This window comes from Agrobacterium sp. 22094, from assembly GCF_052046015.1.
In the GTDB taxonomy this organism is placed as follows: Bacteria; Pseudomonadota; Alphaproteobacteria; order Rhizobiales; family Rhizobiaceae; genus Agrobacterium; species Agrobacterium cavarae.
In genome coordinates this window covers 295,447-314,930 of record NZ_JBQEPX010000001.1, presented here as the reverse complement: position 1 = coordinate 314,930, position 19,484 = coordinate 295,447, and the positions used below count along the sequence as shown (strand labels likewise).

At 57.0% G+C, this 19,484-nt stretch carries 17 protein-coding genes and 1 tRNA gene; 9 read left to right on the top strand and 9 right to left on the bottom strand.

Annotation, left to right across the window (positions count from 1 at the left end; all coding sequences use genetic code 11):
* Positions 1-77 precede the first annotated feature (77 nt).
* The 5 genes from ACTJK5_RS01500 to ACTJK5_RS01480 all read left to right on the top strand — a co-directional run bounded on the left by ACTJK5_RS01500 (position 78) and on the right by ACTJK5_RS01480 (position 3,463).
* Entirely contained in the window at positions 78-1,595 is a 1,518-nt protein-coding gene (locus ACTJK5_RS01500; protein WP_062425156.1) for a tripartite tricarboxylate transporter permease, read from the top strand.
* A gap of 129 nt (positions 1,596-1,724) precedes the next feature.
* Complete coding sequence (locus ACTJK5_RS01495; protein ID WP_062425157.1) at positions 1,725-1,985, top strand: hypothetical protein; 261 nt, start codon at positions 1,725-1,727, stop codon at positions 1,983-1,985.
* 206 nt (positions 1,986-2,191) lie between these two features.
* The gene (gene dps, locus ACTJK5_RS01490; RefSeq protein ID WP_082479094.1) at positions 2,192-2,707 is read left to right on the top strand and encodes a DNA starvation/stationary phase protection protein Dps; all 516 of its coding nucleotides are present in this window, start codon (positions 2,192-2,194) and stop codon (positions 2,705-2,707) included.
* Positions 2,708-2,904: 197 nt separating this feature from the next.
* Complete coding sequence (locus tag ACTJK5_RS01485) at positions 2,905-3,177, top strand: hypothetical protein (protein WP_186330222.1); 273 nt, start codon at positions 2,905-2,907, stop codon at positions 3,175-3,177.
* Between the two features lie 82 nt (positions 3,178-3,259).
* Entirely contained in the window at positions 3,260-3,463 is a 204-nt protein-coding gene (locus tag ACTJK5_RS01480; RefSeq protein WP_062425195.1) for a CsbD family protein, read from the top strand.
* 69 nt (positions 3,464-3,532) lie between these two features.
* On the opposite strand, the gene ACTJK5_RS01475 is transcribed toward ACTJK5_RS01480, so the two are convergent.
* Entirely contained in the window at positions 3,533-3,922 is a 390-nt protein-coding gene (locus ACTJK5_RS01475; RefSeq protein WP_062439860.1) for a hypothetical protein, read from the bottom strand.
* A gap of 462 nt (positions 3,923-4,384) precedes the next feature.
* Here ACTJK5_RS01475 and ACTJK5_RS01470 point away from each other — a divergent pair, with 462 nt between their 5' ends.
* Positions 4,385-5,038: an outer membrane protein gene (locus tag ACTJK5_RS01470; RefSeq protein WP_062439854.1), complete on the top strand. Its 654-nt coding sequence runs from the start codon at positions 4,385-4,387 to the stop codon at positions 5,036-5,038.
* Between the two features lie 415 nt (positions 5,039-5,453).
* A complete protein-coding gene (locus ACTJK5_RS01465; protein WP_440611686.1) occupies positions 5,454-7,487 on the top strand; it encodes a hypothetical protein in 2,034 nt (677 codons plus the stop codon).
* A 305-nt stretch (positions 7,488-7,792) separates the two neighbouring features.
* On the opposite strand, the gene ACTJK5_RS01460 is transcribed toward ACTJK5_RS01465, so the two are convergent.
* Entirely contained in the window at positions 7,793-8,326 is a 534-nt protein-coding gene (locus tag ACTJK5_RS01460) for a serine O-acetyltransferase (RefSeq protein ID WP_427928731.1), read from the bottom strand.
* A 402-nt stretch (positions 8,327-8,728) separates the two neighbouring features.
* Here ACTJK5_RS01460 and ACTJK5_RS01455 point away from each other — a divergent pair, with 402 nt between their 5' ends.
* Together ACTJK5_RS01455 and ACTJK5_RS01450 are read left to right on the top strand one after the other, a co-directional pair.
* Entirely contained in the window at positions 8,729-9,877 is a 1,149-nt protein-coding gene (locus ACTJK5_RS01455) for a hypothetical protein (RefSeq protein WP_313592485.1), read from the top strand.
* Between the two features lie 255 nt (positions 9,878-10,132).
* Entirely contained in the window at positions 10,133-10,507 is a 375-nt protein-coding gene (locus ACTJK5_RS01450; RefSeq protein WP_440611685.1) for a hypothetical protein, read from the top strand.
* 203 nt (positions 10,508-10,710) lie between these two features.
* Here ACTJK5_RS01450 and ACTJK5_RS01445 read toward each other — a convergent pair.
* From ACTJK5_RS01445 to ACTJK5_RS01415, 7 genes are all read right to left on the bottom strand, one after another.
* Positions 10,711-10,787, bottom strand: a tRNA-Met gene (locus ACTJK5_RS01445).
* A 134-nt stretch (positions 10,788-10,921) separates the two neighbouring features.
* Positions 10,922-12,118 carry a tRNA 2-thiouridine(34) synthase MnmA gene (gene mnmA / locus ACTJK5_RS01440; RefSeq protein WP_440611684.1) on the bottom strand — a complete coding sequence of 399 codons (1,197 nt, stop codon included), beginning with the start codon at positions 12,116-12,118 and terminating at the stop codon, positions 10,922-10,924.
* 190 nt (positions 12,119-12,308) lie between these two features.
* The gene (locus ACTJK5_RS01435; protein ID WP_440611683.1) at positions 12,309-13,496 is read right to left on the bottom strand and encodes an OpgC family protein; all 1,188 of its coding nucleotides are present in this window, start codon (positions 13,494-13,496) and stop codon (positions 12,309-12,311) included.
* Positions 13,497-13,863: 367 nt separating this feature from the next.
* A complete protein-coding gene (locus tag ACTJK5_RS01430; protein WP_062425206.1) occupies positions 13,864-14,940 on the bottom strand; it encodes a Tim44 domain-containing protein in 1,077 nt (358 codons plus the stop codon).
* 204 nt (positions 14,941-15,144) lie between these two features.
* Positions 15,145-16,740, bottom strand: a complete 1,596-nt coding sequence (serA, locus tag ACTJK5_RS01425) for a phosphoglycerate dehydrogenase (RefSeq protein WP_062598839.1) — start codon at positions 16,738-16,740, stop codon at positions 15,145-15,147.
* 80 nt (positions 16,741-16,820) lie between these two features.
* Positions 16,821-17,999, bottom strand: a complete 1,179-nt coding sequence (locus tag ACTJK5_RS01420) for a phosphoserine transaminase (RefSeq protein ID WP_440611682.1) — start codon at positions 17,997-17,999, stop codon at positions 16,821-16,823.
* Between the two features lie 208 nt (positions 18,000-18,207).
* Positions 18,208-19,002, bottom strand: a complete 795-nt coding sequence (locus ACTJK5_RS01415; protein ID WP_062425207.1) for an outer membrane protein — start codon at positions 19,000-19,002, stop codon at positions 18,208-18,210.
* Positions 19,003-19,484 lie beyond the last annotated feature (482 nt).

Genomic DNA, 19,484 nt, shown 5'->3' with positions numbered 1-19,484 from the left:
ACAACAAAGATCAGAGGCTTGACCGCAGTGGGACGTGAATTCCGCGGCAGCCTCGCCCGACAGGGGAACATCTGTCCATGAGCACATTCGAATTCCTTTTGCACGGTCTTGAGGTTGCAGCCCAACCCATGAACCTGCTCTACGCGCTGATCGGCGTGACACTCGGCACGGCCGTCGGCGTTCTGCCGGGCATCGGTCCGGCTCTTACCGTGGCACTCCTTCTGCCCGTCACCTACAGGCTCGACCCTGCGGGCTCGCTCATCATGTTTGCCGGTATCTACTACGGCGGCATGTATGGCGGCTCGACCACCTCGATCCTTCTGAACACGCCGGGCGAAAGCGCCTCGATCGTCACCGCACTCGAAGGCAACAAGATGGCCCGCAAGGGTCGTGGCGGCCCGGCTCTTGCCACCGCCGCCATCGGCTCCTTCGTTGCCGGACTGATCGCCACCATCGCACTTGCCTTCGTCGCGCCCTATATCGTCAAGCTGGCGCTGGTTTTTGGCCCGCGCGAATATTTCGCGCTGATGGTTCTAGCCTTCGTCACCGTCTCGTCGGCATTCGGCGATTCGGCTCTGCGCGGCCTCACCTCGCTTTTCATCGGCTTCACGCTTGCCATTATCGGCATCGACCAGCTGACCGGGCAGACGCGTATGAGCTTCGGCGTTCCGGACCTTCTCGACGGTGTCGAAGTCACGACGCTTGCCGTTGCCATGTTCGCCATTGGCGAGACGCTCTTCATCGTTGCCCAGGGCCAGACCGGCCAGGACAAGATCGAAGCCGTCAAGGGCTCCATCTGGATGAGCGCGCAGGACTGGGCACGCTCCTGGAAGCCATGGCTGCGCGGCACCTTGATCGGCTTCCCCATCGGCGCCATGCCTGCGGGCGGTGCGGAAATCGGGACGTTCCTCTCCTATGCGACGGAGAAGAAGCTGAGCAAATATCCGGAAGAATTCGGCGAAGGCGCCATCGAAGGCGTAGCCGGTCCGGAAGCGGCCAACAACGCATCGGCTGCCGGCACGCTCGTTCCGCTCCTGACGCTCGGCCTGCCCACCACGGCAACCGCCGCCATCATGCTCGCGGGCTTCCAGCAATATGGCCTGCAGCCCGGTCCACTGCTGTTTGCCACCAATCCGCAGCTCGTCTGGGGTCTGATCGCCAGCCTCTTCATCGCCAACCTGATGTTGCTGGTTCTCAACCTGCCGCTGATCGGTCTGTGGGTGAAGCTGCTGACCATTCCGAAACCGTGGCTTTATGCCGGCATTCTGCTGTTTGCGACGCTCGGCACCATCGGCGCCAATCCATCGGTCTTCGAACTCGGCATGCTGCTCGCCTTCGGTATCCTCGGCTATATCATGCGCATCTTCGGCTATCCGATCGCGCCGGCCGTCGTTGGCCTCATCCTCGGACCGCTTGCCGAGCAGCAGCTGCGCCGTGCACTTGCCATCGGCCAGGGTGACCCGAGCGTCCTCTTCACCTCGCCCATCGCAGTCGGCCTCTTCCTCGTCGCCGCCGCAGCCTTCATCGTTCCGCTGATTATGCGCATTCGCGGACGCGGCCAGGTTCTGACGCAGCTTGCGGCCAACGAAGACTGATCGTAACCAGAACACCTCCCAGGACGAAGAGCCCCGTATCTTGCAAGATGCGGGGCTCTTTCCTTTGGAACAGACGCGAAGAGCCTGAGTTACACACTCATACTTCACCTACATTCAACGGGAGCCACAATGCGTAAACTCGGCCTTCTCCTCGTTCTGGCGCTTGCCTCCTGCTCCACAGCCGGGTCCACCGTCGAACCCATTCCTGGCAGCATCACCTATGGTGGACAGCCGCGTGAGAGATTGGTGAAGTCGCCGGCAGGCTCCACCTTCAGCCATAGCTTCCGCACCGGCGACGGACGCCTTGCGCTGGAAACCTATCGGATCGAGCCGGACCGTTCGCTGACCCTTCTGCGCCGCGAAATCATCAGCGACTATCCGGAAAACTGACCGCGCGCTAAAGCATGGTCCACGCAAAAGTGTGCAGCGGTTTTGCGATGACGACATGCGACAAAACAAGGACTTAAAGCGTATGGAGCGGGTCTGAAAGATCGCGACACGCTTTAAGCGCCGCGCAAATTTTCCATCGTCCCTTTGACGGCAGCGGAACATCATAAGCCGCTGCCCGTTCCTCTCCTGAACAGCACAAGCGGCGCATGGCCGCGACCGTCCAGGAGAAGAAGATGAAGACCCACAAGACCAGAAACGACCTGCCCTCCAACACCAAATCCACGGTAATCGGGCTTTTGAACGAAGCGCTGGCTTCGATGATCGATCTGGCACTACTTACCAAGCAGGCACACTGGAACCTCAAGGGTCCACAGTTCATTGCCGTGCACGAGCTTCTCGACAGCTTCCGCAAGCTGATCGACAACCACACCGACATCATCGCAGAACGCGCCGTCCAGCTCGGCGGCACCGCACTCGGCAGCCTTCAGGCGGTCTCGTCCACCACCAAGCTCAAGGCCTACCCGACCGATATCTACAAGATCCATGACCATCTGGACGAACTGATCGAGCGCTACGGCGATGTCGCCAATCTGGTGCGCAAGTCGATCGATGAGGCGGATGAGGCAGGCGACGCCAGCACGGCGGATATCTTCACAGCCGCATCGCGCGATCTCGACAAGTCGCTGTGGTTCCTCGAAGCCCACGTGCAGGAAAAAGTCTGACACGACAAAGCGCCCGGCCAAGACCGGGCGCTTTCACCAAGATAGTTCGGACTGAAGCATGGTCCACGCAACAGCGTTCAGCGGATTTGCGCGACATGCAGTAAAACGATAACCCAACGCGTGTGAGCGATTCTGAAGGATCGCGACGCGCTTTAGTGCCGCCGCAAGACTGCGCGGCCGATGTCCCGAAGCATGTCGTGATCAAGAATGCCGCGCTGGGCGCTTCTGATCAGCACGGCGGCACATTCATTCGCCACCTGACTGCTGCGATCCTCCAAGCATTCGAAACAAACACCGTCAAAGATAGTCTGCAGATCCGTGACCTGCTGGGGCGACAACTGTCCGCCGACTCGTTGAAATGCCGCGTACGACAAGGCTCATCCTCCCGCAACATGCTGACAAACGATGTTAATTTCCATGAACACTTAATTTTTACACCTGATCGAATCGGATGTCGAATCAGATTTTAACGAATTATCAATCATTCATTTATTGGAACCACAGCTTCATGCGCCCGTTATATCACCATGATTTAATAGAGGAGACACCACCATGGACTGGAACCGCGTCGAAGGTAACTGGAAGCAGGTCAAGGGTAAGATCAAGGAGCAGTGGGGCAAGCTCACTGACGATGATCTCGACCAGATCGCAGGCAAGCGCGACCAGCTGGAGGGTAAGATCCAGGAGCGCTACGGCGTTGAAAAGGATCGCGTCAAGAGCGACGTCGACAGCTGGTACGGCCGCCAGGGCTGGTAACCGCACACTAGCAAATCTATCCGAAAACGGGCTGCGTAACACGCGGCCCGTTTTCACGTTTGGATTGCTTTACTGGCGGGTGACGCCCTCGCCCAGTATCTTTTCAGGACTGACATCCACCATCCAGCCGATCCCCCTGAGAGGCACGCCGTCCCGGTCGTAGATTAACCGACCGCCCACCCGCACGAGACGAAACAGACCAGGCTCATATTCAACCGGATATTCTTCCTGGTAGAAATTGCCGTAGAGAAGACTGTCATGGATGGCCTTCGCCACCCGCTCCCTATTGGCAAGGTCGATCTTCATCAGGAAGGCCTCGATCGGGATCCCCTCTGCCCCTTCCGCCTCCGGCACGCCGCACATTGCTGCGCAGACCCGATCGAGCGACAATCGGTTCTCGATGATGTCCCACGTATGATACCCAACTTCACTCGGGTCCCTGCCCAACAGGCAATCCATGTCCCACTCCAAATCCTGATCGCACCCCGTCAATCATTCAGGAGGCGCAGACCGCTTGCGCACATCCGTGGCGCTATTGCCGGTACGGGGAACTTAAGGAGAGCCTAACATTTATATCGGCGCCGGGTGAAGTGTCGATTTCATAAAAGCAACACTATCAACGAAATTTGTGCGCAGAAAGAGGCTGGACGCACCAAATACTCCCAAGATTTGCATGCATTTGCAAGTATTAGAGCCTATTTGATCTTGGAATATACAAGGCACGGCGCGAGGCCGGGCATACTGACAACGCCTGTTCCCTGCTCCCATGACAACGAACAGCTTGAACTCCTCTGCGAGCGGAAACCGCAACGCAACTTCAAAGGGATTTTTGGCCTATCGATTGGTAACTGTTGCATAAAATCTACAGATTTTTCAACCAAAATGCGTTTTAGTACTCCCTCATATAAGGGAGTAAAGACCATGAAAAAGACGATCGCCACACTGGCATTTCTTCTCGCAGCCTCCACGGCAATGGCAGCAGACGCCGTTTACGAAACCCCAGCTGCACCCGTCGCCGACGTTGCCCCTGCCTTCAGCTGGACCGGCTTCAACATCGGTATCCAGGGCGGCTATAACTGGGCCAACCAGGACGTTTCGCTCCTCGGCGCAACCGGTTCCGCTGACGTCGACGGCGGCCTTCTCGGCGGCTTCGTTGGCTACAACCACGAGCTCGGCAACAACTGGGTCGTCGGCCTTGAGGCAGACTTCGAAAAGAACTGGGCCGATGACACGGCAGATCTCGGCGGCATCGCCACGGTTGACTACGGTCTCGACTGGCAGGGCTCCGTCCGCGGCCGCGTTGGCTACGCCTTCGACCGCGCACTGGTCTACGGTACCGCCGGCTGGGCCTATGCCCGTGGCTTCGCGGAAGTCCCAGGCTTCAGCGAAAAGGAAACCTTCAACGGCTACACCGTTGGCGTGGGCGTCGACTACGCCTTCACCGACATGATGTTCGGCCGCATCGAATACCGCTACACCGACTTCGGCGACAAGGACTTCGACCTCGGCGGCGCAACGCTCAACTCCGACGTCGACCAACACGCGATCCGCGTCGGTCTTGGCGTGAAGTTCTAAGGTTAGAAGAACACGTTGATCAGGGAAAGCCCGGCCACTGCGCCGGGCTTTTTTGTCTAATGTGACCCTACCCCACTGTCAGACCTATCGGGCATTCTCTTGGTTCAATTTCTGCAGGAAACAGCGTCGATTGCTTTGCTGAACCAAGGTAGCGCAATTGGGATGGTAACTCGCTTCGATGCCGCAAGAAGCACATTGAAAGCTGACGGCTGGTGCTGCGGGTAGCGAGACTAGCATTGGCGGGCCGGTTGCGGCTATCATCTGTCTGACAGTACGAGACCATCGGTATCGTTACGCCGAGCGACGGAGGCTCGCATTGGACAGCAATCGCAGAAACCTGATCGTTGGCCTTGGTGTTCTCTCGGCTGGCACAATAGCCCCATCGCTTACGAAAAGCACTGGACGTGCGGTGGCAATGACGGCAACAGCGCCTCGCGCTGGTATCCCGCTCGACGCACCGATCGCCAAAGCCGACAAGGCAAACACCATTGCCGCCTTCGGTAATGCCCGGATGGTCGCCGATTGGACCTCCCCGACTGTCAAGGGAACGGATATCGACACGGGTGCAGTCTTCCAAAATGGATGTGACGCGCTTGGTCGAGAAACGGTGTCAGCAATTCCGTCAAATGCAGGTTTCCTGTCTTGGCCTGACCAAAACGGCTTTCAACTGACCATGGTCGCCATAGATGGCACGCCCGTCATGAGCGCTGCGGGCATCGTCCCCCGCTTCGCCACAGCGATGCGGAAAGGCAGTGATGCACAGGAGGTAAGGTTAACTGATCGGGGTGGCACGGGAATCGATCTGGCAGGCGCGAGCGCCTTGTCGGTGACATTACCCATACGTCTGTCTTCAGGAGAACAGTTCGAGGTTCATATTCTTTGGTCGCCCAATCAACGCATGTCCTCTGCACAAGACGTCATGAGGGGCGTTCCGAATGGAAACGATCCGCTCGATGGCTTGAACGCTCGTAACAACATTGTCACCCTTGGCAATGGCAAGGCAAACCGGTTCCAAGCCTATGCTGGTGGCGGTGGCTCCGGTCCTGATCGCGTGAGCATCGCCACTGGCGGCACGACCATTTCAGCAACCGGCAAAAAATCAGGCGCGACCTATCGGTTCCCGAAGAACGCGCAATATGTGACCACCCACATTTTCTCATCCACCCGCTATCGAGAATTCGAGAATGGCGCAATCACGAAGGATGTGGCCCTCAGCGAAGCTCAGACATCTGCTATTCTGGGTGGATCGATGGACAACCCTGATCTCGCTATCGGCTCTGTCTTTTCCGGCAGCGACAAAAAACTGTCGAAGCGTAACCGCGGCAACATCCTGGTCGGCGGCGTTATCGTCACAAAAAATAGGTCAATGGGGCAAATCCGAGCTATCCAGGCGCGCATGGCGCTTATTGGCCAGCAGCATCTTGCGGCGACACTCGCTGAGGTCAAGGCTTTGTTCAATATCGACCTGATCGACATGCGCAGGGCAGACCCTTCTACCGGGCGAGTTGCCGGCGAGCGCGGAAACGTGAACTTGATATTCAACACAAACGGTACGCTTCAGTTTGGCTACACCGATCCGGATACAGGCCTTCAAGGGATTCGTAGCCCCGACAACAGTAATTTGAACAGTTACACCTCGGAAGAGACGTTCAACCTCGGTCGCAACGGCTTCACGATTCTATCGTTCGCGATGCTCGAAAGCGGAGCAGTCGACAACAACGTACAGGTCACGTGGAGTCTGTCGAAAGGTGATCCGCAGGCTGATACGCGGTCAGACGCAATCTGGATGCTGGGACACCATCATGCCGTGCCGGCGGTTGCGACCAAGCCGTCTGCTACAAAGGACACCGCAGGTGTGGTCGCACGCCGCAAACTCGCCGATCTTGCTACGAAGTTCAACTACGACGGCCTCATGCAGACATTGCTAAAATACAATTATTGGACTGCCCTGATCCGCAGGTTCACCAATGAGGTGATCAACACGTCTCAGACGAACAATCAGGACCTGACGCTAACCGCATCCGTGCTCGAGAATATCGATGACTCTTCGCCTATAAAGTTCGATGCGCCGCTTCCGCAGCAGACGCGCGATAACCTGCAGTACCTCTATAAGGTCGGTCAGGAGCAACTGATGGTTCATGTGCACGAGCCTTCGGTCGTCTATAACTACGAAGACGCCCCCGACCACATGAAATTCTTCACGGCAAAGAACCGGCTTTACGTCAGCGGCGGCGGCGTGCAGCCATTCGGGCACATGGACGGGAGCATAGCCGAAATGCCCTACGCTCCAGTCGTTCACGGAGACGGTGATGAGCGATTGCAGTCGGTGCCCTACCAAAATCAGGCGAAAGCAAACAGAGCTTATCTGGCAATAGCAGATCGACCGCTCTCTGATGGGGATGTCCGTAAGGTGCAAGCAAACTGGTACAAGGTGCAGGAATCGACTTAATTGCCCCTAAAAAATTTGGACGACTTGGCTCCACGCTGAAGCGCGAAGCGCGGATTACGTACACTCAAATTACTATGGATACCTGCTGTGGAAACAGGCAGTCGAATTCATTTTTCGAGACGAACAATCCCGTCTGTTACTCTAGGGCTGTCAGGCTAAGCCCCTATGGCGTGCACCAGCTCATTACACTGTTAAAAAATGCCCCGGGGAAAGTATTCCATCGACATTGGATCGTTCCACATGGGCTCGCCCAAGGCTGCTCCCATCGAGACGATGGGCGCGAGCGACGTCTTTTAGAATCTTGTTCAGCCGTTCAAGGATACGGGGAGCCGGTCACGCGGGTTTCTCATTGTTGCCGGCGAACCCGCAGCCACCATTCCTCCCGGAACGTCCTCGTTCACGAAGCTCAGAGCGGCAACTTGAGCGCCGGGCCCCACATTGATCTCGCCAACGAGAACCGAGTTTGCGTAGACAGTGACGTCATTAGAAAGCGTGGGATAATCTCCCTTGCCTTCCTTCGAGACGCCAAGCGTAACGCCTTGGAAGATCGTTACGTTGTCGCCCAGTTTGACACCTTCGCCGATCACAACACCCACTGGATGCGGCAAGTGGAATCCTTTGCCGATTACAGCTTTCGGCGAGATATACGCACCCATTTTGACATTGGCCACAAATAGCGGCTTGTGAAGAATACGGCCGAGCAATCCGCGCTGGTAAAGCCACCGGTACATCCGGTAGCGCGTAACGACCTTGAAACTCGGTGATGTAAAGTATCTGATAAACGCGTGCGCCAAAGACAACTTATTCGTGTTTATCTTTAAGTCTTCTCTCCAATGCATATGCGACACTCCCCTATAATCGCACTTAAGAATGTTAGCTATCTCTCAATAGACGCAAGTCTCTTTCTTTTCCTTCTTTATATTTCACGAAAAAGATGAAACCTCACCGCTTCCATGCGCGACAGTGGGATGGCGGTTTAAACTAAGAGTTTCAAGGTGATGCAGACGGTTGCGGATTTCGGCCACAGGTTACAGACACAGTCTTTCAGTACCTACGGCAAGCTGTAAGGGATGGAATTGATGTCGTTGACTTTGCGAAGCGGTCAAGGATGCCTTGGACATTCATCGAGGCGCAGAAACTGCAGGTCAACAATTACAAACTGTACATCTGATTCTAGTGATAAAACCGGTACCGTGCTATTTTCCATAGCTATTGCAGTCAGTCGTAACCTGGGGGACCCTATGGACGAAGCGCAGAGAGCCGCAGAGATAAAAAAGATTTTCGACGCTCTAGACGAGCTCATAGTCGATGCAGCAGAGAAAGAGCGTTCAGACTGGGAGGCCAATCACGGTTACGCCGTGGCGCTTGCGTCGATAGTGAATAAGTTCAAAAGCACCCCAGTGAGTTCTGCGACCGTAAACGCTCTGAACTTTGAAATTGATTATCTTTTCAGGGAGCATTTCGATGTGGTGAGCGAAGGCATCATATCCACGGAGGGTGGTCCATTTCCTCAGGGTAATCTCAAGGACAGATTGCGTGCGATACAACAACATCTCTCGTACCTCGATCAAGAAAACATCATATTCTACCTGTCAGACCCCGAGATCACCCTTCCCCCTGACCAGTCGATCGCTCCATATCAGTTTAAGGTTACAGAAACTGAAATCAGCTTAGTGGAGCAGATTAATCATCCGAAAGATGGTTCTGGACCGATCGCAGAGGCTGCCTTGAGAGTACTCTTACGGATGGCTGAAAATATCCGCGAAGATCTGGGCAACTCGAACCACCCGCAAATCCTTCGTGATTTTGTTCCGCTGCACACATCGCTCGTAGAGGGACGAGCCGTAATAGAGACTGGCATGAATGCGAGCATGTTCGAAACTCAGGTTGCTGCCCGGAGCGACGAGCTTTCCGGCGGTCTGCATGCAACGCTGACCGAATTCGCGCGCATGGCTCTCAACTACGTTGCGCAGTTCAACGACTGGCAACTTTACATCGATAATGTTGCTCAGACCCGGATTTCCGAAGAAGACTCAAAGACGTTCGCTCGCATCGCTAAAGCCATGGCAGAAAATCTTTCTACACAGCCCGCTGTAGATCCGCGCGTCATAGAAGCACTCACGACCGCCGGTGAGTGGGGCGAAAAGATCAATACTCCGAAAGGCAGAGTGAGCGTTGCCAAGACTGTACTGAACATCGTCGCGGGATTTTATAATTTCGTGGTGAGAACACCGCTAAAAGAGATTGCCAGCGCGGTTGTAAAGAGCTCGATCATCATCGTTCTCAATTACGCAATGAGCAACTGGGGTTTAATGTTCAACGTCCCTGACGGATCATGGCTCTATCAGGCCGCGGAGTTTATACGGCAGAGGCTTCAAGAATTGAAATAAGTTTGGTAGCGCGCCGCTCTCTGATTTTCACATGAGCGTCAGCGAGCCTAGAGCCGCTCGTTCTGGGCGGCTTTCTCTTATGGCGAAAAAAGTGTGGTGCATTTCGAAACTGCGCTCTCTAGCAGCGCTCAAACACGATTTGAGAAGCACCTGAGGCGGCTATAAATTTCCTGTCCTCGCGCTCGGCACGCCAGTATTAATAGACAGCCATCTAATGATCTGCTTCATTCTTCCACGCACTTTAAGGGGGTAAGAATGAAATTACTTTTAGTCATTGGAGCTTCGGCTATGATGCTCTTGTCATCATGTCAGACGGCTCCGACAAATCAGATTTGGTTGCGGACTGATGGCCGATCGCAAGTCGGTAATCCGCACTTGATGCAGCAGTTCGAAATCGACCGCACTGTTTGCGTAGGTGAGACGCAAAAATCCGCTGTAGGAGCGCCCGTGGTGTATTCAGATGGCAGCATCGGGAGCACAGTGAGCGCGGCCATGGTGACAGGTCAGAAGAGTGATGCCTTGAACGATGTTATGAAAGGCTGCATGGCACAAAAGGGTTACGTGATGGTTCCGAAGGACCAAGCGCCAGCGATGGCAGCACAGTTCAGGAACAACGCTGGCAAAAAGTAATTCGCTGGCTGGTTCCAAGAAAATTAAGTGCGGGCTTGAGCCCGCATTTTTTATGAGCTGGAATAGCAGATTGTAAGGTATTTGTCACCGCGTCTGGAACCGCACGAGATTCCGATTTCTCGTGTCAAAATTCCGAAAACTCGCTACAGCGTCCAACGCAGACAAACTGTTACCTATGTCTTCGGTTCGGACAACGGAAAGAATGGTAGCGGGAGAGGGACTTGAACCCCCGACACGCGGATTATGATTCCGCTGCTCTAACCACCTGAGCTACCCCGCCACGAGGGAAACAAAGCTGCGATGTGCGGCCCGTTTCATCAGGATGAGCGGCTTATAAGGTGCCGCTCCCTAAAGTGTCAAGCGCAAGATGCGCAAAAAGTCAGTCTTTCGACAGACTTGGCCGGAGTGCCGATTTCAGGCTGCGACCTGGTTGGCGAGCAGCGCTTTCAGCGATGCCTCGGCCTCCGCCGAGCGTTCCGAGCGCTCGATGAAACCGCCGCCATAGACGCGCGCATCGGCACCCGGTGCGGAGTAGAGGACGCAGGCCTGGCCGGGTGCGATACCCGCCTCACCGACGGCGAGATCGACATAGATGCCTTTCTCGTCGGTATGGAGAACGGCTTCCGCCGGTGGGCGGGTGGAGCGGACCTTGGCGAAACAGGCAAAGCCGTCGGCTGCGTCGTCTTCAAGTGCTGCGTCGCCGAGCCAGTTCATGTCGCGCAGATAGACGCGGTGTGTCTCCAGCGCTTCGCGTGGGCCGACGATGACGCGGCGACCGCGGGCGTCGAGATGGACGACATAGAGCGGCTCGCCGGTCGCAACGCCGATGCCGCGGCGCTGGCCGATCGTGTAGTGTACGATACCATCGTGGCGGCCGAGCACGCGGCCATCCAGATGGACGATATCGCCAACAAGTGCTGCATTCGGTTTCAGCTTGTTGATGATGTCGGTATACTTGCCCTGCGGCACGAAACAGATGTCCTGGCTGTCTGCCTTCTTGGCCACCACAAGGCCCATCTCTTCCGCCAGCGCACGCGTTTCCGCCTTGGAGAGACCGCCAAGGGGAAAGCGCAGATAGTCGATCTGCTCCTGCGTCGTTGCAAACAGGAACCAGCTCTGGTCACGGTCGCTATCGATCGGGCGATAGAGCGCGCGGCGGTTGGGGTTGCCCGCCACCGGGTTGCGGCGCGAGCGGATATAGTGGCCGGTTGCGAGCGCGTCGGCGCCCAGTTCCTGCGCGGTGGCCAGCAGATCAGCGAACTTGACCGTCTGGTTGCAGGCCACGCAGGGCACAGGCGTTTCGCCCATGGCATAGGCTTCGGCGAAGGGATTGATCACCGTTTCGCGAAAACGCGCTTCGTAATCCAGCACGTAGTGGGGAATGCCGAGCGTTTCGCACACGCGGCGTGCATCGTCGATATCCTGGCCCGCACAACAGGAGCCAGCACGATGAACGGCGGCGCCATGGTCGTAAAGCTGCAGGGTGATGCCGAGGACGTCATAGCCCTCACGCTTGAGAATGCCAGCCACCACGGAGGAATCGACGCCACCGGACATGGCAACGACAATCCGGGTATCTTCCGGCTTCTTGTCAAAGTCGAGCGTATTCAAGGTTTTTCCAATCGTCAGTCATAACGGGGGTAAAGGCCCCGCCGCCTGTCGTCAAATCCATGGGGCTCCGCCTCAAGAGAGGCGTGGAAGCTTGGATTTTCAAGCGCTGCATATAGAAAGAAAAGCCCTAAAACGCAAGTACGGGGCGGCAAGTGCCACCCCGTAGAGGATCTGTCGCTGTGTTGCAGGATCAGGCGCCGGCCGTCTTCTGGCTGTTGCCGATCCACTTGTCGCTTTCGCGCCAGAGGGCTGGAATTGCCAGCATCGCAATCCCGACGACGGCAATCGCGGTCTTCTGGATCTGCGTCAGCTCTGCCGTGCGGCCATCCAGATAGTAGATGCCGTAGACGATGGCGACGTGCCACACATAGACCTGCAGTGAGTGACGACCAAGAAGCTGCAGGAACTTCAGGGACAGCACCCAGATGACGCCGGCGGCGATCTTCTGCACGATCGGGTTGTGGTGCTTCGGACCGGCGATGATGAGCCATGTGAGGCCAACGCCGACGGCGAGGAAGTTGATCAGGTAAACCGGGCCGAAGTCGGCGCGGATTTCCATGGTCGAGAACTTGCCGAGCACGAATTCCGGCATCAGGTTCCAGGCGGTGGCAATACGCAGCGGCACGAAGAACACGCAGACGATTAGCGCGGCCTTGGCAATCCAGCTACGTTCCGGCGAGAAGATCTTCGTCCACGGAATACGGTTTTGCGCCGTCATCGCGCCGAGTACCAGTGCGGTGTAGAACACCAGCTGCCAGCCAAACAGGTTGAAGCTGACGCGAATGCCCTGCTCGTCGACGCCCTTGACGATCTCGTTCATCGGCGCGGTGAAGAGCTGCTGCAGGCCAAGCTGTCCCGCCATCCACACCAGCAGCGAACCGGCCATCACATAGGCCCACTTGCCCTCGATGCAAAGCTTCACCAGGAAGGGCGCAAAGATCATGTAGACGATATATTGCGGCAGGATGTCCATGAAGGTGGGCTGGAACAGGAAGGTAGCGATGGCCGCCAGACGTAACGGATCGTCAAAGGACGTCATGCCGAGCCAGTTGTACCAGATATAAGGTGCGTGCGGGATGACCATGCGCGCAAAGAGGACGGCAATCACCAGTCCCATTGCATATTTGTACAGTTCGAGCGCGCGGTTCCAGATCATGTCGCGCCCGGCCTCGTAGCCGTATTTCACCATCTTGCGGGCATACACCATGCCGATCAGAAGGCCGGACAGGAACACGAAGCCCTGCGCGTCCTCAACGAAGGCAAACTGGCGATGGTTGATTTCCACCAGCCAGAAACCGCCTGCGAAGACCAGATGGTTGATCAGCATAAAGACGAGGAAATAGCCGCGCATCCCGTCGATCAGGTCGAAGCGTTTCATCGTTAAAGCTCTCCATTTCGCGGACCGCGCTGTGGCTGGTCGCCGTGTTCCTCTGCTCGGGTGTTGTCCGAAGGTCGGCCCGAAGTTCGGATTGTCAACGCGAATAAAAGGCGGGAGTTCCGCCTATGCGCGCATTTGCTAAAACGCGAGCGGTTCACATTGACGTGTGCCTGTCTGGTTAGAAGGCGGCGACTGAATGCGGGATGAACGAAAAAAGGCAATACGTGGACAAGGTTGCGGCACCGCCCCTCCCCCATTTTGCGACGGTCGCCTGAACCGCCTGCTCACCAGTGCAAAGCGGCAAAAAAGAAAAAGGCGCCGGGGTCTGACCCCGACGCCATAAATCATTGGAAGAAATCGATGCGCTTTACGCGGCGGCCTGGATTGCGGCCACCTGCCAGTCGGATCCGCCCTTGCGAACGAAGGTCCACATCTCGACCGATTCTTCCGGCTCGTGCTCATTGCCTTCGATGACCTTGCCGGTGGCGCGGTCGCGCATGATGTCAATCGCCGAATAGCGCATCGCGACGGTCGCGTAATCCTGGCCCTCTTCGTGCCAGGCCTCGGCAACGTCACCCTGCAACAGCGTCACATCGCGTACATCGTTCTTCACGCCGCTCGTCGCATGGTCACTGAGTTCTTCGGCAAGATAAGACATCGCCTCCGGCGTCGTCAGCTTGCGCAGCGTGCCGTAATCTTCCGCAGCATAAGCGGACTGAACCTGCTGCAGCATGTGCTGGAAGGTTTCGAGGTCGCCATGCGTCACGCCGATTTCGTCGCCTTCGGACATGGCATTTTCATGCGGTACGGGCTTGGCAACCACGGGTTCGGCAGCCGCCGTTGCGGCAGCAGCGCCACCAAAGGCACCAGCACGCGAGCCCATCTGCGGGATCTTGAAACCGCCCTGGCCCTGGGGCTGATTGGCGGAATAGTCGCTGCGCGCATTGTTCGAGCCGGCTGCGCCGCCATAAGCGGGCTCAGCGGCCTTGCGGCGCGAGGCGAAGAAGCGCATGGCGAGCATGATGAGGCCGCCGATCAGCAGTCCCTGCAGCAGCATTCCGAAGAAGCCAGCCATGCCGCCGAAGCCGCCGCCCATGAGCATGCCGAACAGGCCGCCCATCAACAGGCCGCCCATGAGACCGCCCATCATGCCACCGAACATACCGCGGTTCTGCTGCGGTGCCTGCGCGCCTGGGCGTGCCGGCTGCGCTGCATTTGGCTGCGTCGCCTGGTTCGTGTTCGGCGTCATGCTGCGGTTCATCGGCGCGGCCTGGCCCGGTGCGGTATTGGTTGCGGGCGGTGCCGAAAAGGTCCGCGTGCCGCGGCTGCCGAAACCGCCGCTGGCGCGGCGCGCTTCTGCCATATCGACAGCCACGAACGAAACCGCAATCCCCAGAGCGGCAACCGCGAATAAACCTTTAAAGCGCCGAATGGCAGCAAACATCGTCATCTCCTGTTGGGTCGCCCTCCCATTGAGCGACAAAGAACAAAAGGCATATAGCAACTATCGGTCTTTGTTTTGAGGGTGAGAACCATAAATATTTCGTGATACGCAACCCTCGGTAGATTTACGCTTCATCGCGCAATAAAAAGCCCGGTGCAGATAGGATCCGCACCGGGCTGAAATCTTCAAGAAGGCCGTCGTCGATCAATCGATATTGAAGGTCAGTGGCTTGACCTGACGGATGGCCGGGTTGGCGCGCAGCTTGTCCAGCACCTCTTCCGAAACGGGGCCGTCGACATAAAGCAGCGCAATCGCATCGCCGCCATTGGCTTCGCGGCCAAGCTGGAAGTTTGCAATGTTGACGCCTGCTTCACCGAGCGTGGTGCCCATGAAGCCGATCATGCCGGGCACGTCGGTGTTGGTGATGTAGATCATGTGCTGACCGACATCGGCATCCATGTTGATGTTCTTGATCTGGATGAAGCGGGCCTTGCCATCCGAGAACACCGTGCCGGCAACCGAGCGAACCTGGTTTTCGGTCTTGACGGTCAGCTTGATGAAGCCGTCATAGACACCGGTCTTGTCGCGCTTGACCTCGGAGAGGATGATGCCCTTTTCCTTGATCATGATCGGCGCGGAAACCATGTTGACGTCTGCCACCTGCGGACGGATGAGACCGGCCAGAAGCGCGCTCGTCAGCGCCTTGGTGTTCATGTTGGCGGTTGCGCCATCATACAGGATTTCGATTTCCTTGGTGGCGCTCTCCTGCACCTGACCGACGAAAGAACCGAGGACGTCGGCAAGCTTGATGAAGGGCTTCAGACGCGGCGCTTCGTCAGCGGTGATCGAAGGCATGTTGATGGCGTTGGAAACCGCACCCTTGACGAGGTAATCCGACATCTGCTCGGCAACCTGCAGAGCGACATTTTCCTGTGCTTCCGTGGTGGATGCGCCAAGATGCGGCGTGCAGACCACGTTCGGCAGGCCGAAAAGCGGGCTTTCAGTTGCGGGCTCGACTTCGAAAACGTCGAAACCGGCGCCAGCCACATGGCCGGACTTGATGGCGTCGGCAAGCGCTGCCTCATCCACCAGACCGCCACGGGCGCAGTTGATGATGCGCACACCCTTCTTGGTCTTGGCCAGGTTCTGCGCACCCAGAATACCGCGCGTCTTATCCGTCATCGGCACGTGCAGCGTAATGAAGTCGGCCTGGGCCAGAAGCTCGTCAAGCTCGACCTTGGTCACACCCATTTCCTGTGCCCGTTCCGGCGACAGGAAGGGATCGTAAGCGAGCACATTCATCTTCAGACCAAGCGCACGCGAGCAGACGATGGAGCCGATATTGCCTGCACCGATGACGCCGAGCGTCTTGCCGGTTATTTCGACACCCATGAACTTCGACTTTTCCCACTTGCCGGCCTGGGTGGAGGTATCCGCTGCCGGAAGCTGGCGAGCAACGGCGAACATCAGCGCAATGGCGTGCTCTGCCGTGGTGATGGAGTTGCCGAAAGGCGTGTTCATGACGATGATGCCGCGGCGCGATGCAGCGGGGATATCGACGTTATCGACGCCGATGCCGGCGCGGCCGATGACCTTGAGGTTCTTGGCCGATTCGATCAGCTTTTCCGTCGCCTTGGTGGCAGAGCGGATGGCAAGACCATCATAATTGCCGATGATTTCGGCGAGCTTGTCCTTGTCCTTGCCAAGCTTTGGCTGGAAATCGACCTCGACGCCACGGTCGCGGAAGATTTGAACGGCGGTTTCCGACAGTTCGTCAGATACGAGTACGCGAGGTGCCATGGTGTGGGCTCCTTGAAAAGCGGTTTATGCGTGAAAGCGAAAAGTGTGTGCGGCCCTGCACTGCGCAGGGCCGGAATGGATCAGGCCGCAGCCTTGGCAAGCGTTGCCTTCTGCGTTCCGAAAGCCCACTTCAACCAGGGCATCACGGCCTTCATGTCGGCCGTTTCGATGGTCGCGCCAGCCCAGATACGAAGGCCGGACGGCGCGTCGCGATAGGCACCGATGTCGAGCGCCACATTCTCCTTTTCGAGAAGAGCAACCATGCCCTTGGCGAAATCGGCCTGGGCGCCAGCATCAAGGGCTGCAACATCCTTGCAGACGATCTTGAGGCAGACGGAGGTGTTGGAGCGCGTCTCATCGGCAACCGCCAGATTGGCAATCCAGTTGTTCTCGGCCACGAAGTCGAAGATCACCTTGGCATTGGCATCGGCACGGGCGATCAGCGCCTTGAGGCCACCCAGGTTCTTCGCCCAGAGAAGCGCATCGATATAGTCTTCGACGCAGAGCATCGAGGGCGTGTTGATCGTCTCACCTGTGAAGATGCCTTCGATCAGCTTGCCGCCGGACGTCATGCGGAAAATCTTCGGCAGCGGCCAGGCGGGAACATAGGTCGTCAGACGCTCGACGGCGCGTGGCGAAAGAATGATGACGCCATGGCCACCTTCACCGCCCAGAACCTTCTGCCAGGAGAAGGTCGTAACATCGAGCTTGGCGAAATCGAGATCCTGCGCGAATGCGGCAGAGGTCGCGTCGCAGATTGTGAGGCCCTTGCGATCGGCGGGAATGAAATCGGCGTTGGGAACGCGAACACCGGAGGTGGTGCCGTTCCAGGTAAAGACCACATCGCGGTCGAAATCGATCTCTGCGAGGTTCGGCAGGAGACCGTAATCGGCCTCAAACTTGCGAACATCCTTCAGCTTCAGCTGCTTGACGACATCGGTCACCCAGCCAGCACCGAAGCTTTCCCAGGCAACCATGTCCACACCGCGTTCGCCAAGCAGCGACCACAAGGCCATTTCAACGGCACCGGTGTCGGATGCGGGAACGATACCGATGCGATAATCGGCAGGAACATTGAGAATTTCGCGGGTGAGATCGATGGCCTGCTTCAGCTTGGCTTTGCCAACCTTGGCACGATGCGAACGACCAAGCGGTGCATCGGCGAGAGCATCAAGCGACCAACCGGGGCGCTTCGAGCAGGGACCTGAAGAGAAATGCGTATTGCCCGGACGCACGTCCGGCTTCACTATATCTGTCATTTTACTATCCTTCCAGATAGGCGCTCCACGTTAGGGTGGAGTGTCCTGACACCGTTGCTATTCCTCTCGCCCGTTTCCGTCAAGCGGAATATGTCGCAAGCTTCGATAATTTTGTCCGATCTGCGTCAGATGCCGGTAGCCGCCCAAACAAAAACCGCCCGTATCGATGAGATACGAGCGGTCGAAGTCTATAATCAATCTGTGACGTTTACTTGTAAACGGCGGGCTGAACCGGAATATCGGCTGGTGGCATGTACTGTGCGGTATCGCAACCGTTGAAGACATAGCGGCCACCGAGGCGGATTTCATGCGACGTCAGACCCTTGTCGCGACCAGGACCGGCAGCGCCATTGAGACCGAACATTTCGCCCTGGCCGATCTGGCGGAAGCGATAGCCGATATCGGCCTTGAAGTCGCAGGTGACATCAACCGAGGCACCGGCCATCAAAGCGTAAGCGAAGCGCCAGCTGCCCTTGCCATCGAATTCGCAGCAACCCGAATCGGTCTTGAACGTATCCCACTTCACATGCGCGCCACCGATACCTGCACCGATATAGGGGGTAACACGGCCATAGGTGCCGAGATCGACATAGGCGTTCGCCATCAGGCCAAAGGCCTGGAGCGAGGTGTGCGACTCAAGGCTTGGAGCAGAGCCCCGGAATTTCGACTTCGACAGATAATCGACGGTCAGGTCGGTGCGCAGATAATTGTTGATCTGGTAGCCCACGCCTGCGCCGAAGAGGACGCTGTCCTTCTGGGACGTGCTGGTAAAGCTCACATCTTCCATCGCAGATGCCGACACTGCCCGGTTGAAGCTGCCACCACGGAACTTGTTGAAGGAATAGCCGACATCGCCACGCAGATACCAGCCGCTTGCTTCCTTCACCTGAATTTCCGGTGCGGGCTCAATATAGGCTGGTGGGGCTGACTGATAGACATCCGCAGCGAGTGCGTGCTGACCTGCCATCAGAGCGGCAACGACACCGATCAGGCTCTTCTTCATGTGGGCGGCTCCATAAGCGGCATACGCGAACGGCGCGCACACCAGTGAATTCTTCACTTATGAAACATGAAGGAAATTGGTTAAGTGACGATTAATATCACGGCCAGTACAGGTCGTTTTGCTAATAAATACAGTCAACACCCGGTTAAAGGAAGCAACGTCTACACCTCAAAGTGCGCATTCACACGCAGGAATGCGCTCCAGCACATCCAAAAGCTGCACGTCAGCAATTCTACGTCGCTGCGCCGAACCGGTACGTTTCTGTAGAATTATTCCCTTTTGATAGACAACAGTATTAACCGGCACACAGTATAAAACGAAACGTGTGTGAACATCGGGAAACTTAGACCCTTCCAGATGGTTCAAACGCAGAACGTTTCGACTTTGCCCGTCATCGTCCCCACAAGCGACCACGACGAAGCCACTCACAGCGTTCGCTAGCAACTGCATCACGACAAACCCGTTGAGAAGACGACACAACA

What these genes read in the sequence shown, in the direction of transcription:
- ACTJK5_RS01435 (WP_440611683.1), bottom strand. Translation starts at nt 13,496, where the DNA reads ATGAAACGCTTCGACCTGATCGACGGGATGCGCGGCTATTTCCTCGTC.
- dps (WP_082479094.1), top strand. Translation starts at nt 2,192, where the DNA reads ATGGCCGCGACCGTCCAGGAGAAGAAGATGAAGACCCACAAGACCAGA.
- ACTJK5_RS01450 (WP_440611685.1), top strand. Translation starts at nt 10,133, where the DNA reads ATGAAATTACTTTTAGTCATTGGAGCTTCGGCTATGATGCTCTTGTCA.
- ACTJK5_RS01475 (WP_062439860.1), bottom strand. Translation starts at nt 3,922, where the DNA reads ATGGATTGCCTGTTGGGCAGGGACCCGAGTGAAGTTGGGTATCATACG.
- ACTJK5_RS01500 (WP_062425156.1), top strand. Translation starts at nt 78, where the DNA reads ATGAGCACATTCGAATTCCTTTTGCACGGTCTTGAGGTTGCAGCCCAA.
- ACTJK5_RS01470 (WP_062439854.1), top strand. Translation starts at nt 4,385, where the DNA reads ATGAAAAAGACGATCGCCACACTGGCATTTCTTCTCGCAGCCTCCACG.
- ACTJK5_RS01460 (WP_427928731.1), bottom strand. Translation starts at nt 8,326, where the DNA reads ATGCATTGGAGAGAAGACTTAAAGATAAACACGAATAAGTTGTCTTTG.
- ACTJK5_RS01465 (WP_440611686.1), top strand. Translation starts at nt 5,454, where the DNA reads ATGACGGCAACAGCGCCTCGCGCTGGTATCCCGCTCGACGCACCGATC.
- ACTJK5_RS01415 (WP_062425207.1), bottom strand. Translation starts at nt 19,002, where the DNA reads ATGAAGAAGAGCCTGATCGGTGTCGTTGCCGCTCTGATGGCAGGTCAG.
- ACTJK5_RS01420 (WP_440611682.1), bottom strand. Translation starts at nt 17,999, where the DNA reads ATGACAGATATAGTGAAGCCGGACGTGCGTCCGGGCAATACGCATTTC.
- serA (WP_062598839.1), bottom strand. Translation starts at nt 16,740, where the DNA reads ATGGCACCTCGCGTACTCGTATCTGACGAACTGTCGGAAACCGCCGTT.
- ACTJK5_RS01495 (WP_062425157.1), top strand. Translation starts at nt 1,725, where the DNA reads ATGCGTAAACTCGGCCTTCTCCTCGTTCTGGCGCTTGCCTCCTGCTCC.
- ACTJK5_RS01455 (WP_313592485.1), top strand. Translation starts at nt 8,729, where the DNA reads ATGGACGAAGCGCAGAGAGCCGCAGAGATAAAAAAGATTTTCGACGCT.
- ACTJK5_RS01480 (WP_062425195.1), top strand. Translation starts at nt 3,260, where the DNA reads ATGGACTGGAACCGCGTCGAAGGTAACTGGAAGCAGGTCAAGGGTAAG.
- ACTJK5_RS01430 (WP_062425206.1), bottom strand. Translation starts at nt 14,940, where the DNA reads ATGTTTGCTGCCATTCGGCGCTTTAAAGGTTTATTCGCGGTTGCCGCT.